18 protein-coding genes are annotated in these 18,858 nt (G+C 73.7%); 14 read left to right on the forward strand and 4 right to left on the reverse strand.

The features are described from left to right. Positions 1-146: 146 nt before the first annotated feature. Complete coding sequence (locus HNR10_RS00960) at positions 147-1,241, forward strand: LacI family DNA-binding transcriptional regulator (RefSeq protein ID WP_179820073.1); 1,095 nt, start codon at positions 147-149, stop codon at positions 1,239-1,241. A 31-nt stretch (positions 1,242-1,272) separates the two neighbouring features. After that, a complete protein-coding gene (locus HNR10_RS00965) occupies positions 1,273-2,715 on the forward strand; it encodes an L-fucose/L-arabinose isomerase family protein (protein ID WP_179820075.1) in 1,443 nt (480 codons plus the stop codon). A gap of 35 nt (positions 2,716-2,750) precedes the next feature. Here the strand turns inward: HNR10_RS00965 and HNR10_RS00970 are convergent, their stop codons facing one another. Next, a complete protein-coding gene (locus HNR10_RS00970) occupies positions 2,751-3,176 on the reverse strand; it encodes a DNA-binding protein (RefSeq protein WP_179820077.1) in 426 nt (141 codons plus the stop codon). 58 nt (positions 3,177-3,234) lie between these two features. Continuing rightward, complete coding sequence (locus HNR10_RS00975) at positions 3,235-4,227, reverse strand: LacI family DNA-binding transcriptional regulator (RefSeq protein WP_179829454.1); 993 nt, start codon at positions 4,225-4,227, stop codon at positions 3,235-3,237. 199 nt (positions 4,228-4,426) lie between these two features. Here HNR10_RS00975 and HNR10_RS00980 point away from each other — a divergent pair, with 199 nt between their 5' ends. The 11 genes from HNR10_RS00980 to HNR10_RS01030 all read left to right on the forward strand — a co-directional run bounded on the left by HNR10_RS00980 (position 4,427) and on the right by HNR10_RS01030 (position 15,969). Next, positions 4,427-5,707 carry an ABC transporter substrate-binding protein gene (locus tag HNR10_RS00980; RefSeq protein WP_179820078.1) on the forward strand — a complete coding sequence of 427 codons (1,281 nt, stop codon included), beginning with the start codon at positions 4,427-4,429 and terminating at the stop codon, positions 5,705-5,707. A gap of 182 nt (positions 5,708-5,889) precedes the next feature. Next, positions 5,890-6,711, forward strand: a complete 822-nt coding sequence (locus tag HNR10_RS00985) for a carbohydrate ABC transporter permease (RefSeq protein WP_246406547.1) — start codon at positions 5,890-5,892, stop codon at positions 6,709-6,711. Beyond that, a complete protein-coding gene (locus tag HNR10_RS00990; RefSeq protein ID WP_179820082.1) occupies positions 6,708-7,595 on the forward strand; it encodes a carbohydrate ABC transporter permease in 888 nt (295 codons plus the stop codon). The genes HNR10_RS00985 and HNR10_RS00990 overlap by 4 nt, the downstream gene beginning before the upstream one ends. A 77-nt stretch (positions 7,596-7,672) precedes the next feature. Next, on the forward strand, positions 7,673-10,060 hold the full coding sequence (locus tag HNR10_RS00995; protein WP_179820083.1) for a beta-xylosidase/alpha-l-arabinosidase: 2,388 nt from the start codon (positions 7,673-7,675) through the stop codon (positions 10,058-10,060). Between the two features lie 184 nt (positions 10,061-10,244). After that, on the forward strand, positions 10,245-10,895 hold the full coding sequence (locus HNR10_RS01000; RefSeq protein ID WP_179820085.1) for a GTP cyclohydrolase II: 651 nt from the start codon (positions 10,245-10,247) through the stop codon (positions 10,893-10,895). A gap of 105 nt (positions 10,896-11,000) precedes the next feature. Then, the gene (locus HNR10_RS01005; RefSeq protein ID WP_312889469.1) at positions 11,001-11,606 is read left to right on the forward strand and encodes a CDP-alcohol phosphatidyltransferase family protein; all 606 of its coding nucleotides are present in this window, start codon (positions 11,001-11,003) and stop codon (positions 11,604-11,606) included. A gap of 84 nt (positions 11,607-11,690) precedes the next feature. After that, on the forward strand, positions 11,691-12,665 hold the full coding sequence (locus HNR10_RS01010) for a zinc-dependent alcohol dehydrogenase (RefSeq protein WP_179820088.1): 975 nt from the start codon (positions 11,691-11,693) through the stop codon (positions 12,663-12,665). A 34-nt stretch (positions 12,666-12,699) separates the two neighbouring features. Further along, positions 12,700-13,083 carry a 6-pyruvoyl trahydropterin synthase family protein gene (locus HNR10_RS01015; RefSeq protein ID WP_179820090.1) on the forward strand — a complete coding sequence of 128 codons (384 nt, stop codon included), beginning with the start codon at positions 12,700-12,702 and terminating at the stop codon, positions 13,081-13,083. Further along, positions 13,080-14,120, forward strand: coding sequence for a glycosyltransferase family 4 protein (locus HNR10_RS01020; protein WP_179820092.1), 1,041 nt, complete (start codon positions 13,080-13,082; stop codon positions 14,118-14,120). Before HNR10_RS01015 ends, HNR10_RS01020 begins: the two co-directional genes overlap by 4 nt. Continuing rightward, the gene (locus HNR10_RS01025; protein ID WP_179820093.1) at positions 14,117-14,902 is read left to right on the forward strand and encodes a methyltransferase domain-containing protein; all 786 of its coding nucleotides are present in this window, start codon (positions 14,117-14,119) and stop codon (positions 14,900-14,902) included. Before HNR10_RS01020 ends, HNR10_RS01025 begins: the two co-directional genes overlap by 4 nt. Before the next feature lie 92 nt (positions 14,903-14,994). Continuing rightward, a complete protein-coding gene (locus tag HNR10_RS01030) occupies positions 14,995-15,969 on the forward strand; it encodes a lysylphosphatidylglycerol synthase transmembrane domain-containing protein (RefSeq protein ID WP_179820095.1) in 975 nt (324 codons plus the stop codon). On the opposite strand, the gene HNR10_RS01035 is transcribed toward HNR10_RS01030, so the two are convergent. Both HNR10_RS01035 and HNR10_RS01040 read right to left on the reverse strand, forming a co-directional pair. After that, positions 15,868-16,599: a creatininase family protein gene (locus HNR10_RS01035; RefSeq protein WP_179820097.1), complete on the reverse strand. Its 732-nt coding sequence runs from the start codon at positions 16,597-16,599 to the stop codon at positions 15,868-15,870. The genes HNR10_RS01030 and HNR10_RS01035 overlap by 102 nt on opposite strands. A gap of 26 nt (positions 16,600-16,625) precedes the next feature. Further along, a complete protein-coding gene (locus HNR10_RS01040) occupies positions 16,626-17,216 on the reverse strand; it encodes a TetR/AcrR family transcriptional regulator (protein ID WP_179820099.1) in 591 nt (196 codons plus the stop codon). Between the two features lie 141 nt (positions 17,217-17,357). On the opposite strand from HNR10_RS01040, the gene HNR10_RS01045 reads away from it, so the two are divergent. Next, on the forward strand, positions 17,358-18,854 hold the full coding sequence (locus tag HNR10_RS01045) for an MDR family MFS transporter (RefSeq protein ID WP_179829455.1): 1,497 nt from the start codon (positions 17,358-17,360) through the stop codon (positions 18,852-18,854). Positions 18,855-18,858: the final 4 nt, after the last annotated feature.

An 18,858-nucleotide genomic window follows, 5' to 3' on the forward strand; every position in this document is an offset into this window, starting at 1 on the left:
CAGGTATCACGCTGGTAACGGTGCCCGCTCCTCCCCCGACCGGACTCTGGCCCTCCGCCCTTGAGGCACCGGGTTCCGGAAAGTCATTGACACGTTTCAATCCGAGTGTGAGCATGAACCGACGTTCTGAGGGCCGTGTCAGTAGCATGCGAGCGCGTCGCCCCGACCGTTCGAGCCCCAGTGGAGAACCCTTGAGTCCCAGTCCACGCGCCACCCGCCGCACGGTGGGCATCACCGAGGTCGCCCGGCACGCCGGGGTCTCCCCCGGCACGGTGTCCAACGTCCTCAACCGGCCCGAGCGCGTCGCCGCGACGACCCGCCGCAAGGTCGAGGCGGCCATCGCCGAGCTCGACTACGTGCGCAACTCCTCCGGCAGCAGCCTGCGCTCGGGCCGCAGCGGATCCGTGGGCCTGCTGGTCCTGGACGTCACCAACCCGTTCTTCACCGAGGTCGCGCGGGGCGTCGAGGAGGAGGCCGCCACGGCCGGTCTGGCCGTGGTCCTGCTCAACTCCGCCGAACAGCAGGACCGCCAGCGCCGCAACCTGCGCCTGCTCGCCGAACAGCGCGCGGCGGGCGCCGTCGTCATGCCCGTGGACGACGACCTGTCCGACCTGCTCTGGCTGGCCAGGCAGGGGACCGCGTGGGTGGCCCTGGACCGGGGCGACGTGTCGGAGGAGGTCGGCTGCAGCGTCAGCGTTGACAACCACGCGGGCGGGCTGGCCGCCGGGCGGCACCTCATCGGGCTCGGCCACGAGCGGATCACCTTCCTGACCGGCCCGTTCGCGATCGAGCAGGTACGCCGCCGCCACGAGGGGCTGCGGGAGGCGTGCGCGGAGGCGCACCTGGACCCCGACGAGGCCGTCCGCGTGGTCGAACAGCCCCAGCTCAACGCCGACCACGGCGAGCGGGCCGTCGACGCGGTCCTGGCGGGCGGCCCCCGCCGGCGCCCCCAGGCCGTCTTCTGCGCCAACGACCAGCTGGCGCTGGGCCTGATGAAGGGCCTGGGCCGGCGCGGGATCCGCGTGCCCGAGGACATCTCCGTCGTCGGCTACGACAACGTCGACTTCGCCGACCTCGTCCACCCCGGGCTGACCTCCGTCGCCCAGCCCAAGTTCGATCTGGGCCGCTCGGCGATGCGCCTGCTCGTCTCGGAACTGAACGACCCCGGCCACCGGCACGAACGCGCGTGGTTCACGCCCGAGCTCGTGGTCCGGGGGTCCACGGCCGCGCGCCGGACCTGATCCGCCCCCGCCCGTACAAGGAGCTCCGCGCATGACCGTCGCTTCCGGACCCGACAGCACCACGCACACCCGCCGCACCGGACCCACCGTGGGCCTGGTCGCGGGCGGCCTGGGCACCTACTGGCCTCAGTTCCCCGACCTGCTCCCCCAGCTGCGCTGTTCCGCCGCGCGCGTGGCCGAGCGCATGCGCGGGTTCGACGCCCAGGTCGTCGACGCCGGGTTCGTCAGCGACGAGCGGGAGGGCGCGACCGCCGCCGAGCGGCTGCGCTCCGCCGACTGCGACCTCATCGTGTGCTTCCTGACCACCTACATGACCTCGTCGATGGTCGCGCCGATCGCCCGGCGCGGCCAGGCGCCGGTCCTGTTCGTCAACCTGCAGCCGACCGCGTCGATGGACCACGAGTCCTTCGACACCGGCCAGTGGCTGGCCTACTGCGGTGCGTGCCCGCTGCCGGAGATGGCCAACCTGTTCGAGCGGCTGGGCGTGGAGTTCCGCTCGGTGTCGGGGTACCTGGAGGACGAGCGCGCCTGGGAGCGCATCGGCCGCTGGATCCGCGCCGCCGGGGTGCGGGCGACCCTGGAGGGCGCCCGGCACGGGCTCATGGGTCACGTGTACCCGGGGATGATGGACGTGGCCACCGACCCCACGCTCATCACGCGCAACCTCGGCGGCCACGTGGAGGTGCTGGAGTTCGACGACCTGCGCGAGCGCGTGCCCGGTACCGAGGAGGCCGCGGTGGCGGCCAAACTGGACGAGGCCCGCGCGGTGTTCGAGGTGACCGACTCCGTGGCGGACGAGGACTTCCGCTGGGGCGCGCGGGTCGCCGTGGGCCTCGACCGGCTCGTGGCCGACTTCGGCCTGGACAGCCTGTCGTACTACCACCGCGGCCTGTCCGGCGAGCTGCACGAGCGGCTGGGCGCCGGGATGATCCTGGGCGCCTCCCTACTGACCGCACGGGGTGTGCCGGCCGTGGGCGAGTTCGAGCTGCGCACGTGCATGGCGATGCTGGTGATGGACCGGTTGGGCGCCGGCGGCTCGTTCACCGAGCTCCAGGCCTTGGACTTCACCCGCGGCCATGTCGAGATGGGCCACGACGGCCCGGCGCACCTGGCGATCAGCGCGCGCCGTCCGCTGCTGCGCGGCCTGGGCGTCTTCCACGGCAAGCGCGGCTACGGCGTGTCGGTGGAGTTCGACGTCGAGCACGGCCCGGTCACCCTGTGCGGGGTGATCCAGCGCCGGGACGGGTCGTTCGCTCTGCTGACGGCGGAGGGCCGTACGGGCGAGGGGCCGCTGCTGCGGATCGGCAACACGACCTCGCGGGTGGACTTCGGCTGCGACCCCGGAGAGTGGGTGGACGCCTGGAGCGCCACCGGCATCGCGCACCACTGGGCCCTGGGCACCGGCCACCGCGCGGCGGACGTGCGCGCCGTGGCCGACCTCCTGGGACTGGAGTACACGCACCTGGCCGTGTGACCGCACCGCGCGGCCGGCCCGGGACCGGAATGCGGTCAGGTGTCCGGGGCGACCCGGCGGCTGAGGCGCTCGTGGCGCTGGCGGGCGGCCTGGGACGTGCCGAGCCCGAGCCCGAAGGCGATCTCCTGCCAGGTCATGCCGCGCCCCTTGGCCATCCGCAGGAGACCGGCCTCCACCTGGTCGAACTCCTCGCGGGCCCACGGCACCAGGGTCAGGGCGGCGGTGAGGTCGTCCTGGTCGACGGCGGGCTCGCCCTCCTGCGGAACGACGCTGCCCGCCGCCAGGTCGGCGACTGCGCGCACGGCGTCGCCGGGCGGCATCGGCATCCCCTGGTCCGTCCAGCGCGTGCGGTGCTCCCCCCGGGCGTGGCGGTCGGTGATGCGCAGCAGGGCCTCGTGGGTGCGCAGACGGCGGGCGCGCCGGGCGTCGGGCGGGGTGAAGGCGTCGTCGTGCTGTTCCATGCCTCCAGCATCGGCCGCGCACCTTCTGTTGTCAACAGAAGGTTGTGAACAGTTTGTTTCAGCGTGCCGCCGGTGCGGCCGTGCTGCGCCGCACCACCAGGTCGGTGGCCAGGTCCAGGCGCAGGTTGGCCGGGCGCTCCCCCCGCGCGAGGGCGAGCGCCATCCGGGTGGCCTCCTCGGCCATCTCGGTGAGCGGCTGGCGCACGGTGGTCAGCGGCGGACCCACCCAGCGGGCGACGGGCAGGTCGTCGTAGCCGACCACGCTCAGGTCCTCGGGGATGCGCACCCCCAGCTCGCGCGCGGCCTCGTAGAGCCCCATGGCCTGCAGGTCGCTGCCCGCGAAGATCGCGGTGGGCGGATCGTCCAGGCGCAGCAGCTCGCGCCCGCGGTCGCGCCCGCTCTCCACGTGGAAGTCGCCGTAGCGGATCAGCGCGGGGTCCACCTCGATCCCGGCGGCGTCCAGGGCCGAGGTGTAGCCGTCGATGCGGGCCTTGCTGCACAGCACGGGCCGCGGTCCGCCGATCACCCCGATGCGCCGGTGGCCGAGTTCGATGAGGTGGCGGGTCGCGGCCAGGCCGCCGTTCCAGTTCGCCGAACCCACCGCGGGCATGTCGGGGCCGGGATCCCCGGCCGGGTCCACGACCACGAACGGGATGTCGCGGGCGGCCAGGCGGGCGCGCTGTTCGGGCGCCAGGTCGGAGAAGACCAGGATCGCGGCGGTGGACTGGCGCGCCAGGACGGCGTCGACCCAGGCCTCGCGGGGCGTCTGCTCGCCCCCCGACTCGGTGAGCACCACGCTCAGCCCCTCGGCGCGCGCGACGTTCTCCACGCCGCGGATGACCTCGATCGCCCACGCGCTGTCGAGTTCGTGGAAGACGAGGTCGATCATCGACGACCGGCCGCCGCCGGGGCCGCGTCGGCGGCGGTAGCCGTGCCGGCGGATCAGCTCCTCCACACGCGCCCGGGTCTGGCTGGCCACGTCGGCCCGGCCGTTGAGCACCTTGGACACGGTCGGCACCGAAACACCGGCGGCTTCCGCAATTTTCGAGATGGTGACCGGCTCCGAGAGCGTCGATCCTTCGGGTCCGGGGGTCGGGTCTGCACTCACGTCGCCTGATACTACGCGCTTCGGAGCACTCCGGCACAGGGCATCGCAACCGGACCGGTATTGACGCCTCTCGTTGCGTCGGCGTAAATTCGGGCCACGCAGATATCGAAATACTATCCGATAGTTTCGGAAGAGGTTGACCATGACCACCCCCCGAGTCGTCGCAGCAGGCGCATCCGTCCTGGCCCTCCTCACCGCCACCGCGTGCGGAGGCGGAGGAGGCGGTGGCGCGGCGGACGACAACATGCACGTGTGGATGTACCAGGACACGCTGGTCGTCGTGCAGGACGCGGCCGTCGAGCGCTTCAACGCCGAATCCGACGTCCAGGCCGTGATCGACGAGGTCCCCGGCGACAACTACGAGGAGCGCCTGCGCACGGCCATGGGCTCCAGCGAGCAGCCCGACGTCTTCTTCAACTGGGGCGCCGGCAGCATCCAGCCCTACGTCGAGCAGGACATGCTCATGCCGCTGGACGACCTCCTGGCGGAGGACCCCGAACTCGCCGACGCCTTCATCCCCTCCATCCTGGAGGCCGGCGCCGTCGACGGCGTCCAGTACGGCATCCCGCTGCGCGGCACCCAGCCGGTGATCCTCTTCTACAACGAGGCCGTGTTCGAGGACGTGGGCGTGGAGCCCCCGCAGACCTGGGAGGACATCCTCGACCTGGTCGACGCCTTCGACGAGGCCGGCGTGACCCCCTTCGCCCTGGCCGGGGCCGACCCCTGGACCGAGCAGATGTGGCTGCAGTACCTCGTGGACCGCATCGGCGGCCCGGAGGTCTTCCAGCGCATCCACGACGGCGACATGGAGGGCTGGCGCGACCCGGCCGTCCTGGAGGCCGCCGAGACCGTGCAGGACCTGGTCGAGCGCGGCGCGTTCGGCGACGCCTACGCCTCGGTCAGCTACACGGAGGGCGGCGCCTCCACGCTCCTGTCCGAGGGACGGGCCGCCATGCACCTGATGGGTTCGTGGGAGTACTCCACGCACCTGGACCAGGACCGCGCCTTCGCGGAGGAGGACCTCGGCTACACCGTCTTCCCGCCCGTGCCGGACGGTGAGGGCGACCCGGCCAACGTCGTGGGCAACCCGACCAACTTCTTCTCCGTCACCGCCGACACCGCCTACCCCGAGCAGGCCCAGGAGTTCCTCGGCTACACCTCCCAGGAGGAGTACGTGGCCGACATGGTCGCCAACGGCGAGGTCCCGACCACGACCAACGCCGAGGAGGCCGTCGCCGACAGCCCCAACCCCGAGTTCGCCACCTTCCAGTACGAGATGGTGCGCGACGCCCCGCACTTCCAGCTGTCCTGGGACCAGGCGCTGCCCCCCGAGACCGCCACGCCGATGGTCACCGAGATCGAGTCGCTCTTCAACGGCCAGAGCACGCCCGAGCAGTTCGTCGACGCCCTCGCGGCCCTGTGACCGGCTCCGCGACCGGGACCGACACGAGTGGAACACCAATGAGAGCACTGCCCCAGAACCGCCCCGCCCGGCTCGGCTCCGCGCCGACCGCGCCCGCCTCCTCCCCCCGTAGGGCGCGCTCCGTGCGCCACGTGGGCCGGCCGGGCGGGGCCTGGGCCGTACCGGCCCTGCTGTACTTCGGCATGTTCGCCGCGCTGCCGATGGTGCTGGTGGCCTACCTGTCCCTGACGTCCTGGGGCGGGCTGGGCACGCCGGAGTTCGTCGGCCTGGAGAACTGGTCGCGGCTGGCCGGGGATCCCGTCATGCGCCGCGCGGTGTGGCTCAGCCTGGTCCTCACCGTGCTGAACTGGATCGTCCAGACCCCCATCGCACTGCTGCTGGGGGTCTGGGCGGCCGGCCCGCAGCGCAACCGCGCGGTGCTCTCAGCGATCTTCTTCCTACCGCTGCTGCTGTCCTCGGCCGCCATCGCCATCATCTGGCGGGCCCTGCTCGACCCCAACTTCGGCCCGCTGGCCTGGCTGGGACCACGGCTCGGGCTGGGGTCGGTGGACGTGCTGGGCGGGCCCACGAGCGCGTTCGCGATGATCGTGTTCGTCACCGCCTGGCAGTTCATCCCGCTGCACATGCTGCTGTACCAGGGCGGCGCCCGCCAGATCCCGGCCTCCCTCTACGAGGCCGCCCGGATCGACGGGGCGGGGATGCTGCGCTCGTTCTGGCACATCACGCTCCCGCAGCTGCGGCACACCATCACCACGTCGTCGGTCCTGATGGTGGTGGGGTCGCTGACCTACTTCGACACCGTGCTCATCCTCACCGGCGGGGGTCCGGGCACCGACACCACCATCGTGCCGTTCCTGATGTACCGCGCGGGCTTCCGCAGCTGGGAGCTGGGCTACGCCAGCGCGATCGCCTTCACCCTCGTGGTCGTGGCGACCGTCATCGCCCTCCTGCTCGTCCGCTTCACCGGCTTCGGCTCGATGCGCAGCACCCGGGAGGGGATGTGACCACCACGACCACCCGACCCCGCGCGGCGGCGGCCGTCCGGCCCCGGCGCTCCGGTTCGAGCGGGAACCGCCGGCGTCCCAACCTCCTCGCGGGCGCGGGGTCCCTGCTGTGGCTGGCCGTCGTGGGCGTACCGCTGTACGCCCTGCTCGTGGCGACCTTCCAGCGCGGCGAGAACTACACGTCCGACGGTCCGCTGACGCCTCCGAGCGACCCCACCCTGGACAACTACGCCACCGCGATCGAGAACGGGCTCCTGGGCTTCGTGCTCAACACCGCGATCGTGACCCTGGCCGTGGTGGTGATCGTCGTCGCCCTGTCGGCGACCGCCGGCTACGCCGTGGTGCGCTCGCGCACGCGGTGGACCAACGGGGTCTTCCGCGCCTTCCTGCTGGGGCTGGCGATCCCGTCCCAGGCGGTCATCATCCCCGTCTACCTGATCATCGTGGAGATGGGCCTGTACGACTCGCTCACCGCGATCGTGCTGCCCACGGCCGCGTTCGCGCTGCCGGTCTGCATGCTGATCCTGGTCGGGTCCATGCGCGACATCTCCGAGGAGCTGTACGAGGCCATGGCCCTGGACGGCGCCGGCTCGGTGCGCACGTTCGTGCAGCTGGTGGTGCCGCTGTCCCGGCCCGGGCTGAGCACCGTGGCGGTCTACTCCGCCCTGCAGGCCTGGAACGGCTTCCTGTTCCCCCTCATCCTCACCCAGTCGCACGACAAGCGGCTCATCACCATGGGGCTCTTCGAGTTCCAGGGCGAGTACCGGGTCGACGTGCCCGGCCTGCTCACCGCCGTGGTGCTGTCCACCGTTCCGCTCTTCGTCGTCTACCTGGTGGCCCGCCGTTCGCTGGTGGCCGGACTGATGGGGGTCGGCGGCAAGTGACCCCTGCGCAGCACTCCCGAGGCTCCGCGCACTCCCGAGGCTCCGCGACCCGGAGCACCCTGACAGAGAGAGAACCCATGACGCGTCCTTCCGACTCCACGGCCATCGACGCCTGGCGCGACCCCGCGCTGCCGACCGACGAACGCGTCGACCGCCTGCTGGGGCTGATGACCCTGGAGGAGAAGGCCGCGCAGCTGCGCGGCCTGTGGGTGGGCGCGGACGACGGCGGCGAGGGGGTGGCGCCCCACCAGCACGACATGGTCGAGGAGCCGCCCGTGTGGGAGGAGGCGATCGCCGACGGGCTCGGCCAGCTCACCCGGCCCTTCGGGACCGCTCCGGTCGACCCGGCCGTCGGGGCGCGCTCGCTGGCGCGGTCCCAGCGCGAAGTCGCCGCGGCCAACCGGTTCGGCATCCCCGCCCAGGTGCACGAGGAGTGCCTGGCCGGGTTCACCACCTGGAAGGCGACGGTCTACCCGGTGCCGCCGGCCTGGGGCGCGGCCTTCGACCCGGAACTGGTGGAGCGGATGGCGGCCCAGATCGGCTCGGGGATGCGCCGGGTCGGAGTGCACCAGGGGCTCGCGCCGGTGCTGGACGTGGCCCGCGACCTGCGGTGGGGACGGATCGAGGAGACCATCGGCGAGGACCCCTATCTCGTCGGCACGATCGCCGGCGCCTACGTGCGCGGGCTGGAGTCGAGCGGGGTCGTGGCCACGCTCAAGCACTTCGTGGGGTACTCCGCCTCGCGCGCCGGGCGCAACCTCGCCCCCGCGCCGGTCGGCCCGCGCGAGGTGGCCGACGTGCTGCTGCCGCCGTTCGAGATGGCGCTGCGCCACGGGGGCGCCCGGTCGATCATGCAGTCCTACACCGACAACGACGGGGTCCCGGCGGCGGCCGACCGCGGCCTGCTGACCGGGCTGCTGCGCGACACCTGGGGTTTCGAGGGCACGGTGGTGGCCGACTACTTCGCCGTCTCCTTCCTGCGGACCCTGCACCGGGTGGCCGACTCCGACGGGCGGGCGGCGGCGCTGGCCCTGTCCGCCGGAGTGGACGTGGAGCTGCCGACGCTGCACTGCTACGGCGATCCCCTGGTGGCGGCGGTGCGGGCGGGCGAGGTCCCCGAGTCGCTGGTGGACCGGGCGGCCCGCCGGGTGCTGCGGCAGAAGTGCGAGCTGGGCCTGCTGGACGCCGACTGGGATCCCGAGGCGGACGGCACGGGGACGGCGGACGAGGGCGGTGTGGACCTGGACCCGGCGCCGCAGCGCGACCTGGCCCGGCGCCTGGCCGAGGAGTCGGTGGTGCTGCTGGCCAACGACGGCGTCCTGCCGCTGTCCCCGGGCGGGACGATCGCCGTGGTGGGCCCCAACGCCGACACGGCCGAGGCGATGCTGGGCTGCTACTCCTTCCCGAGCCACGTGGGGGTGGCCCATCCGGAGCTGCCCCTGGGCGTGGAGATCCCCACGGTACTGGAGTCGCTGCGCGCCGAGCTGCCCGACACCGGGCTGGTGTACGCGCGCGGCTGCGGGGTGGACGACGGCGACACCTCCGGCATCACCGAGGCGGTGGCGCTGGCGCGCGGGGCGCGGGTGTGCGTGGTGGTGCTCGGCGACCGGGCCGGGCTGTTCGGCCGCGGTACCTCGGGCGAGGGCTGTGACGCCACCGACCTGCGCCTGCCCGGGGCGCAGCGCGATCTGGTGGCGGCCGTGGCGGCCACGGGCACCCCGGTGGTGCTCGTGCAGCTGGGCGGGCGCCCCTACGCGCTGGACGGGCTGAGCGACCGGGTGGCCGCGGTGGTACAGGCCTTCTTCCCCGGTGAGGAGGGCGGTCCGGCGGTGGCGGGTGTGCTCTCCGGGCGCGTCAATCCCAGCGGCCGGATGCCGTTCGGTCTGCCGCGCGATCCCGGTGGCCAGCCCTCGACGTACCTGGGTCCACCGCTGGCCGGGCGCAGCGACGTGAGTTCGGTGGATCCCACTCCGCTCTTCGCGTTCGGGCATGGGATGTCCTACACCGACTTCTCGTGGTCGGGGCCGCGTCTGGACGGGGCCGTGCAGGAGCCGGGCGACGCGGCTTTGGAGGTGGGCACCGACGGGGAGGTCACCGTCGGGTGCACGGTGCGCAACGACGGTCCGGTCGCGGGCACGGAGGTGGTGCAGCTGTACCTGGGCGACCCGGTCGCCGCGGTGACCCGCCCGGTCCGGCGGCTGATCGGCTACGCGCGCGTCGACCTGGAGCCGGGTGACGAGCGTAGGGTGGAGTTCACGGTCCACGCGGACCTGGCCGCCTACACCGGCCCGGACCTGCGGCGGATCGTGGACCCGGGGTACCTGGAACTGAGTCTGGCCGCGTCCTCCGCTGATCCGGGATTCACGTTCCGGATCCGCCTGATCGGACCGGTCCGTGAGGTCGGCCACACCCGTCGTCTACTCACCGAGAGCAGAATTCTCCACCGCCACATCCGCTCGTCCTGACACAGCCGAAACCTCCCCGTGACCTCCGGGTTGTCACAGTCCGGCGCCGCGCACACTCATGAGTACGTCGACCATTCCGATCATCCGACCGCTTGAACCCGTCCGCGGGCGCCGCTAGGTTTTCGGCACCCGACGGGCGGGAACCCGGCGGGTGAGTCGCTTCCGCGACGGATCGAAGGGGCGTATGAGCGATCAGAGCATTGACCCGAGTGCGGTGGCCGAGTCCGAACTCGCGACGCGGCGCGGGGTGTTCAGGGCGGTGGCCTTCCGCGATCCCGAGGACGGCAACGAGCACCTGGCCCTGGTACTCGGTCCCCTCGGGGAGGGCGAGGACGTCCTGGTCCGCGTGCACTCCGAGTGCGTGACCGGCGACGCCATGGGCGCTCTGCGCTGCGAGTGCGGCGACCAGCTCGACGCCGCCCTGGACCGGATCGTCGGCGAGGGCCGGGGGGTGTTGGTGTACCTGCGCGGCCACGAGGGCCGCGGCATCGGCCTGCTGGCCAAGTTCCGCACGCTCGCCCTCCAGGACGAGCAGGGCCTGGACACCGTCGACTCGGCCACCGTGCTCGGCCTGCCCGTGGACGCGCGCGACTACGGCCCGGCGGCGCGCGTGCTGCGCCATCTGGAGGTGCGCTCGGTCCGGCTGCTGACCAACAACCCGGACAAGGGGCGCTCCTTGGAGGACCACGGGGTCAAGGTGGCCTCCCGGGTCCCGCTGCTGATGCCCGCCCGCGCGCAGAACAGGGCCTATCTGGCGGCCAAGCGCGACCGGCTGGGCCACGACCTGCCACATCTGGACCCGCCGCCGAACGGATCCGACCCGGCGCTGGGGTGACCGGCCATGTGCGCTGTGAGCGTTGCCGCCGGCGTCCCTCCCGAGACGGGGGAGACGGAGATCCTGACGGCCGGAGCGTTCGGCCTCGGCCCGGTGGGCTGGACGATGGGCGCGGTCTACCTCGTGGCCGGCGCGGCCGCGCTGCGCTGGGCCATGCACCGCGCCGGCCGGCGCGCCCTGGGCCCGGCCGACCGCGTGACCCTGGTGCGGGCGCTCCTCGTCGGCGGGGTGACCGCACTGGTCGCCGACGGCGGCCACACCTGGGCCGTCGTGGCGCTGGCCGTCCCGGCCCTGCTCCTGGACCTGGTGGACGGCTTCGTGGCCCGCCGCACCGGGACGGAGTCGGACTTCGGCGCCCGCTTCGACATGGAGACCGACGCCTTCCTCATCCTCGTGCTGAGCGTGCACGCCGTGCAGTTCCTCGGGCCGTGGGTGCTCCTCATCGGCGGGATGCGCTACGCGTTCGGAGCCGCCGCGTGGGCGGCCCCCTGGCTGGCCGCCCCGCTGCCGCCCAGCCGGGCGCGCAAGCGGGTCGCCGCCCTGCAGGGCGCGGCCCTGGCCGCGGCCGCGCCGGCGCTGCTGCCGGTCTGGGCCGCCACCGCGCTGGTGGCCGGCGCCCTGGGCGCCCTGTCGTGGTCGTTCGGCCGCGACGTCGTCCGGCTGTGGCGCTCGCGTGAGCGCGGCACGGCGCTGATCGCCCACCGCGAGTGAAACGGTCCCGGCCCCGGCCGTGGGGCACGGGACCGCGCGGGCCGAGGGACGTGTCCACTGTGACCGACGAGGACGAGGAGAAACATGAGCCGACAGGCACGGGCGTTCTGGGTGAGTTCTCCTGGTGCGGGTGAGATCCGCACCGCCGAGCTGCCCGAACCCGGACGCGGCGAGGTCGGCGTGCGCACCCTGTACTCGGGTGTGAGCCGGGGCACCGAGACGCTGGTCTTCGAGGGCCGCGTGCCCGAGCGGCTGCACCGCGTGATGCGCGCGCCGTTCCAGGAGGGCTCCTTCCCCGGCCCCGTCAAGTACGGGTACCTGAACGTCGGCGTGGTCGAGGACGGGCCGCAGGACATGGTCGGCCAGACCGTGTTCACCCTGTTCCCGCACCAGACGCGGTTCGTGCTGCCGGCCGGTGCGCTGCGGTTCGTGCCCGAGGGGGTGCCGCCGTCGCGGGCCGTGCTGGCCGGCACGGTGGAGACCGCGGTCAACGCCCTGTGGGACGCCGCGCCGCGCCTGGGCGACCGGGCCACGGTCGTGGGCGCCGGGATGGTGGGCTGCTGTGTGGCCCGGCTGCTGGCCCGCGTGCCGGGCGCACGCGTCGAACTCGTCGACGTCGACCCCTCCCGGGCCCGCGTCGCCGAACGGCTGGGCGTCGGTTTCGCCGCGCCGGACGAGGCCGCCGACGACCGCGACCTGGTCTTCCACACCAGCGCGACCGAGGAGGGACTGGCGCTGGCGCTGCGCGTGGCGGCCACCGACGGCGAGGTGGTCGAGCTCAGCTGGTACGGCGACCGGGCCGTGAACGTGCCGCTGGGCGAGGACTTCCACTCCCGCCGGATCACCCTGCGCTCCAGCCAGGTCGGCGGTATCGCCGCCGCCCGGCGTGGCCGGCGCGGCTACGGCGACCGGCTCGACCTGGCGCTGGAGCTGCTCGCCGATCCCGCCTTCGACGCGCTGCTCACCGGGGAGAGCTCCTTCGAGGACCTGCCCTCGGTGCTGCCCCGGCTCGCCGACGGCTCCCTGCCCGCCCTGTGCCACCGCATCGTCTACCCCTGACCGCAGCCGCCCCCACCGAAGGAGTCGCACCCTCGTGTTCACCGTCACCGTCCGCGACCACCTCATGGTCGCCCACAGCTTCCGCGGCGACGTGTTCGGTCCCGCCCAGCGGCTGCACGGCGCGACGTTCGTCGTCGACGCGACGTTCCGCCGCCCCGAACTCGACCAGGACAACATCGTCATCGACATCGGCCTGGCCACGCGTGAGCTGGGCGCGGTGGTCGCCGAGCTCAACTACCGCAACCTGGACGAGGAGCCCGCCTTCGCGGGCGTCAACACCTCCACCGAGTACCTGGCCCAGGTGATCGGCGACCGGCTCGTCGAACGCGTCGACGCGCGGGCGCGCGGCCTGAGCGGACTGACCGTGACTCTGAGCGAGTCGCACGTGGCCTGGGCGAGCCACGACCGCGAGCTGTGAGTACCGTCTTCGTCGTCCCCGCCGCCGACGCTCCCAGCGGCGGGCACGTCTACGACGAGCGGCTGGCCCGGGCCCTGGCGGCGGCCGGACGGCCCCTGCGGACCGTCACCGTGCCCGGCGCCTGGCCGCGGCCGGACGCCACCGCCCGCGCGCGGCTGGCCGGGGTGCTCGACGGGCTGCCCGACCGGTCGACGGTGCTGTTGGACGGGCTGGTCGCCTGCGGTGTGCCCGAGGTGGTCGTGCCGCACACCGGGCGGCTGCGCACGGTCGTCCTGGTGCACCTGCCGCTGGCCGAGGAGACCGGCCTGTCCCCCGGCACCGCCCGTGATCTGTCCGAGCGCGAGGGCCGGGTGCTGCGCGCCGCCGCGGACGTGGTGGCCACCAGTGCGGCGACCGCCGCGGACCTGGCCGCCCGACACGGGGTGGCCCGGGTCCACTCCGTACCCCCGGGCGTGGATCCGGCGCCGCCCTCCCCAGGGACGGACGGGGCCTCCCAGCTGCTGTGCGTGGCCTCGCTGACACCGCGCAAGGGGCACGACGTGCTGCTGGACGCGCTCGCGCTCGTGCGCGGCCCGGCGTGGTCGTGCGAGTGCGTGGGACCCTTCGGCGACCCCGGACGGGTGGCGGCGCTGCGGGCGCGCGCCGGGCCGCTCCCGGTGCGCTTCACGGGTGCGCGGACCGGTCTGGCGCTGCAGGCGGCCTACGACGCCGCCGACCTGGTCGTCCTGCCCTCCAGGGCGGAGACCTACGGGATGGTCGTGGCCGAGGCGCTGGCCCGGGCGGTCCCGGTGGTGGCGACGTCCGTGGGCGGCGTTTCCGAGGCGCTGGGCCGCGACCCCTACGGGCGCCGCCCCGGGCTGCTGGTCGCGCCGGAGGACCCCACCGCGCTCGGCGACGCCCTGCGCCGGTGGCTGACCGACGAGTCCCTGCGCGAACGGTTACGCGACGCGGCGCGCCTTCGGCGCCCGAACTTGGCAGGATGGAAGGAGGCGGCGCGGGCCATGGCCGCCGTCCTCGACCGGGAGGTGTCCCGATGAGCGAGACCGACGTGCCCCCCTTCGCTCCGGAGTGGTTGGCCCTGCGCGAGGACGCCGACGCCCGGGCGCGCTCCCGCGATCCGGTCGGGCTGATCGGCGACCGCGGCCGGGTCGTGGCCGACCTGGGCTGCGGCACGGGTTCGCTGGGGCGCTGGCTGGCCCCGCGCCTGCCCTCCCCCCAGCGCTGGGTGCTGATCGACCGCGACCCGCGGCTGCTCTCGGTGGCCGAGCACTCGGTGCCCGGCGCCACGACCGAGGCCCGGCGGCGCGACCTGGGGACGCTGCGTTCCGGGGACCTGGCCGGGTGCACGCTGGTGGTGGCCTCCGCGCTGCTGGACGTGCTGACCCGTCCGGCCGTCGACGCCCTGGTGCGGGCCGTGGCCGGCGCCGGAGTGCCGGCACTGTTCTCGCTGACGGTGGCGGGCCGGGTGGAGCTGTCGCCCGCCGATCCGCTCGACGGGGCGGTGGCCCGCGCGTTCGACGCCCACCAGCGGCGCGCGGGCCTGCTGGGTCCGGACGCGGTCGAGGCGGCGCGCGCGGCCTTCACCGCCCACGGCGTCGCCACCCGCACGTTCCCGAGCCCGTGGCGGCTGGGCCCGGAGGAGGGCGCGCTGCTGGAGGCGTGGCTGCACGGCTGGGTGGGTGCGGCCCGTGAACAGGATCCGGCCCTGCCCGCGGAGGCCTACCTGGAGCGGCGGCTGGAGGAGTGCTCGCGCGGAGCCCTGTTCGCCATCGTGCACCACACCGATGTGTGGGCCGATCCCGCGGAGGACGAACGATGAGGACCCGAGCGTGGTCACACGACTCCTCCGCAGCGATCCCACGGGCCGCACCAACCCCCACCGGCCCCCGTGCACACCGCCGGGGACGAACGATGAGGCCCCGAGCGTGGCTGCGCGGCCTGGCCGGGGCGCTGATCCTGGCCGGGGTGGTGTGGTGGTACCCGCTGGAGGTGTTCACCGACGCCTTCGCCGTGGTGGACACGGGCGCGGTCGCGCTGGCCCTGGGCGTGGGCGCGGTCACCACCGTGCTCAGCGCCGCGCGTTGGCGGGTGGTGGTCCTCGCCGTGGGGCTGCGGCTGCCGCTGGGACGCGCGGTCGCCGACTACTACCGGGCGGTCTTCCTCAACGCGGTGCTGCCCGCCGGTGTCGTCGGGGACGTGCACCGGGCGCTGTGCCACGGCCGCTACGCCGGCGACCTGTCGAGGAGTGTGCGCGCGGTCGTGCTGGAGCGCCTGGCCGGGCAGGTGGTGCTCGCCCTGGCCGCGGCCGCGCTGCTCTTCGCGCTCCCGGCCGCCCTGTGGGGCCCCGGTCTGCGCGCGGTCGGGGTGTCCGCGGGGGTGGTCGCGGTCCTGGCCGCGGGGGCGGCCGTCGGTCTGGCCGTGGGGCGTCGGCGCCGTCCAAGGTGGTGGCGGGCGCTGCGCGCCGCGGTCGCCGACGCCCGGACCGGTCTGTGGTCGCGTCGCACGCGGGTGCTGGCGCTGTCGGCGGGGGCGCTGGCCGGGTACGTCGTGCTGTTCCTGGCGGCGGCGCGCCTGGCGGGTGTGGACGCCCCGTGGCCGCAGCTGGTGCCGCTTCTGGTCCTGGCGCTGCTGGCGATGAGCCTGCCGGTCAACGTCGGCGGCTGGGGGCCGCGCGAGGCCGTCGCGGGGCTGGCGTTCGGCGCGGCCGGGCTGGGCGCCGAGCAGGGGGTGGCGGTGTCGGTGGTCTACGGGCTGCTCGCGCTGGTGGCCGCCCTGCCGGGGGCGCTAGTGCTGGTCGTCCGTGCGTCGCAGCGCCGCGAGGTGCCCGGCGAAGGCGTCGACCAGGGCGGCGAGCAGCCGTCCGCCCTTGTCGGCCGTGGCCAGTGAGGGGCGGCCGGCCACGCCGTTCGGGGTGTAGGGCGCCAGACCCAGCGTGGGCATGTGGTCGCGCGGGCCGGTGACGTGGTCGGCGTAGGCGGCTCCGGGGCCGACCATCCCGGGGTGGGCGTGCAGCAGGACGGAGGTCTCCAGTTCGCCCGCGTGCATGTCGGTGTCGTTGTCGGTGGCCATCCCGGCGGTGACGCGTGCGGCCTCCCATTCGTGCGCCTGGGGGAAGAGCGCCATGGCGCCGCCGGACTCCTGGACGACGTTGGCGAGGACGTGGTTGCCGCCGTGGCCGTTGACCAGGACCAGCCGCGGTGTGCCGGACCGACGCAGGGAGTCGGCCGCGTCGGTGACCACGGCGTGCAGGGTGCGCGCGGAGATGCTGACGGTGCCGGGCCAGGCGGCGTGCTCGTGCGAGCAGGACAGGGTCAGGGGCGGCAGGACGCGCACGGGGTGGGCGTCGGCGAGCGCGGCGGCCACCGTACAGGCGATGACGGTGTCGGTGACCAGCGGCAGGTGGGGTCCGTGCTGTTCGAGGCTGCCGACGGGCAGCAGGGCCACCCGCGCGGCGCGTTCGCCCTCCTCCACGGTGGTGGTCAGCGGCAGCAGGGAGCGCGTGGTCCGTTCGTCCATGGGCCCAGTATCCCCGTGGGCGGGTCTCAGGGGCGGAAGGGCGCCTCGGCCTCGTCGAGGACCTCCTCTGCGATCTCGGCGAGGTCGCGGGCGGCCTCCTCGCCGGTCCAGGTCTCCAGGGACACCCGCAGGCAGGCGAGGAAGACGGCGACGAGGACGGCGGGGCGCACGCCCTCGGGCAGGCGGCGCCCGTCCAGGGCCCGTTCCAGGTCGCGGGCGAGTTCGGCGTGGTTGGCGAGCAGCCTGGCCAGCAGCGCCGGGTGCTTGCGGGCGAGTTTGGCGCGTGCCCACCCGGCCCGGTCGGTCGGCCGACCCCAGTGGGCGTAGACGCCGCGGGCCGCGGCGCGCAGGGCGGTCCAGGCGCCCTCGTCGCCGGGCCGGTCGAGCACCGCCTGCGTGAGCGAGCGCATGTACACGTGCTCGCCGTGCAGGAGGGCCTCCTCCTTGCAGGAGAAGTAGTTGGAGAAGGTCCGGCGCGAGACGTTGGCGGCCTCGGCGATGGCCTCCACCGTGACCTGCTCGTACCCGAGTTCGGCGGTCAGCCGCACGGCGGCGGCGTGCACCGCCCTCCGTGTCTCTTCCTTCTTGCGTTCCCGCAGTCCACCCGCTCTGTCCACGGTGCTAGTCTACACAAAGTGCAAACATGCTCATTGTGCATCTTTGCCCAGTGAGCACACTTCTCCGCCCGCCACACTCGTCTTCCAGAGGTCTCCTTGAGCACAGCACGCCCGGCTCCCGGGACGCGGACACCACCGATCATGCGCTCGCTGAGCGGGCTGCTCACCGTGCTGGGCGTGACGATGCTCAGCGGGACGATCGTGTCGGTCGCGCTCCCCCAGATCGTGGGCTCCCTCAACGGCACGCAGTCGCAGTACACCTGGGTGGTGACCGCGACGCTGCTCGCGTCGACGGCCTCCACGCCGATCTGGGGCAAGCTGGCCGACCTGTTCGACAAGAAGCGGCTGCTCCAGCTGTCGATCGTCCTCTTCGTCGTCTCCTCGCTGCTGTGCGGCCTCGCGCAGTCGACGGAACAGCTCATCGCCTTCCGCGCGGTGCAGGGGCTGGGCATGGGCGCGTCCCAGGTCCTGGTGCAGGTGATCATCGCCTCGCTGGTCAGCCCCAAGGAGCGCGGCCGGTTCAACGGCTACATCGGCGCCATCATGGCGGTGGCCACGGTCGGCGGTCCGCTGATCGGCGGAGCCATCACCGACATCTCCTGGCTGGGCTGGCGCTGGTGCTTCCTCATCGGCGTGCCGTTCCTGGTCATCGCGTTCGTCGTGATCGAGCGCACCCTGCACCTGTCCGACACCCGCCGCCCCGACACCAGGGTCGACTACGCGGGCGCGATGCTCATCGCCGCCGGGGTCAGCCTCCTCCTGCTGTGGGTGACCTTCGTCGGCGACGACTTCGCCTGGATCTCCTGGCCGTCCGGCGCCATGGTCGCGGGCACGGTGGTCCTGCTCGGCCTGGCCGTGCTGGTGGAGTCGCGGGTGCCGCAGCCGGTCATCCCGCTGCACCTGGTCGTACGGCGCGAGACGGCGATCGCCATCCTGGCCAGCGCCGCGGTCGGCATGGCGATGTTCGGCGGCGCGGTCTTCCTGGGCCAGTACTTCCAGCTCGCCCGCGGCTACTCCCCCATCCAGGCCGGACTCCTCACCGCGCCGCTGATGCTGGGCGTCCTGGTCTCCTCCACGGTCTCGGGCCGCATGGTCTCGCGCTCGGGCCGGGTCAAGTCCTACGTCGTCACCGGCATGGTGGCCCTGACCGCGGGCTTCGCGGTGCTGTCCACCATCGACGAGACCACCTCGCTGTACCTCGTGGCGGCGGGCATGGTCCTGATGGGCGCCGGGGTCGGCATGTCCATGCAGAACCTGGTGCTGGTGGTGCAGAACTCGGTTCCGCTGAGCGAACTCGGCGCGGCCAGCGGGTCCATCACCTTCTTCCGCTCCCTGGGCGGCACCGTCGGCGTCTCCGTCCTGGGCGCGGTGCTGGCCCACCGGGTCGGCACCGGCATCACCGACGGCCTGACCGAGGCGAGGGTCGACGCCTCCGCCGCCGCGGGCAGCGCGACGCTCAACCTGGACGCCATGCCGCCGTTCGTCCGGACCATCGTGGAGTCCGCGTACGGCTCCGCGACCGGCGACATCTTCCTGGTCGCCGCGGGCATCGCGGTGGCCGGCCTGCTCGTGTCCCTCCTCCTGCCCCGGGTACGGCTGCGCGACAGCCTCGACCTGCCGGCGGCCGCCACCGACTGAACCC

Origin of the sequence: Nocardiopsis aegyptia, from assembly GCF_013410755.1 — a bacterium.
Lineage (GTDB): Bacteria > Actinomycetota > Actinomycetes > Streptosporangiales > Streptosporangiaceae > Nocardiopsis > Nocardiopsis aegyptia.

Excerpts from the sequence above, each read along its gene's own strand:
- HNR10_RS00960 (WP_179820073.1), top strand. The coding sequence starts at position 147 with ATGCGAGCGCGTCGCCCCGACCGTTCGAGCCCCAGTGGAGAACCCTTG.
- HNR10_RS00965 (WP_179820075.1), top strand. The coding sequence starts at position 1,273 with ATGACCGTCGCTTCCGGACCCGACAGCACCACGCACACCCGCCGCACC.
- HNR10_RS00970 (WP_179820077.1), bottom strand. The coding sequence starts at position 3,176 with ATGGAACAGCACGACGACGCCTTCACCCCGCCCGACGCCCGGCGCGCC.
- HNR10_RS00980 (WP_179820078.1), top strand. The coding sequence starts at position 4,427 with ATGACCACCCCCCGAGTCGTCGCAGCAGGCGCATCCGTCCTGGCCCTC.
- HNR10_RS00985 (WP_246406547.1), top strand. The coding sequence starts at position 5,890 with ATGTTCGCCGCGCTGCCGATGGTGCTGGTGGCCTACCTGTCCCTGACG.
- HNR10_RS00995 (WP_179820083.1), top strand. The coding sequence starts at position 7,673 with ATGACGCGTCCTTCCGACTCCACGGCCATCGACGCCTGGCGCGACCCC.
- HNR10_RS01000 (WP_179820085.1), top strand. The coding sequence starts at position 10,245 with ATGAGCGATCAGAGCATTGACCCGAGTGCGGTGGCCGAGTCCGAACTC.
- HNR10_RS01005 (WP_312889469.1), top strand. The coding sequence starts at position 11,001 with ATGGGCGCGGTCTACCTCGTGGCCGGCGCGGCCGCGCTGCGCTGGGCC.
- HNR10_RS01010 (WP_179820088.1), top strand. The coding sequence starts at position 11,691 with ATGAGCCGACAGGCACGGGCGTTCTGGGTGAGTTCTCCTGGTGCGGGT.
- HNR10_RS01025 (WP_179820093.1), top strand. The coding sequence starts at position 14,117 with ATGAGCGAGACCGACGTGCCCCCCTTCGCTCCGGAGTGGTTGGCCCTG.
- HNR10_RS01030 (WP_179820095.1), top strand. The coding sequence starts at position 14,995 with ATGAGGCCCCGAGCGTGGCTGCGCGGCCTGGCCGGGGCGCTGATCCTG.
- HNR10_RS01035 (WP_179820097.1), bottom strand. The coding sequence starts at position 16,599 with ATGGACGAACGGACCACGCGCTCCCTGCTGCCGCTGACCACCACCGTG.
- HNR10_RS01045 (WP_179829455.1), top strand. The coding sequence starts at position 17,358 with ATGCGCTCGCTGAGCGGGCTGCTCACCGTGCTGGGCGTGACGATGCTC.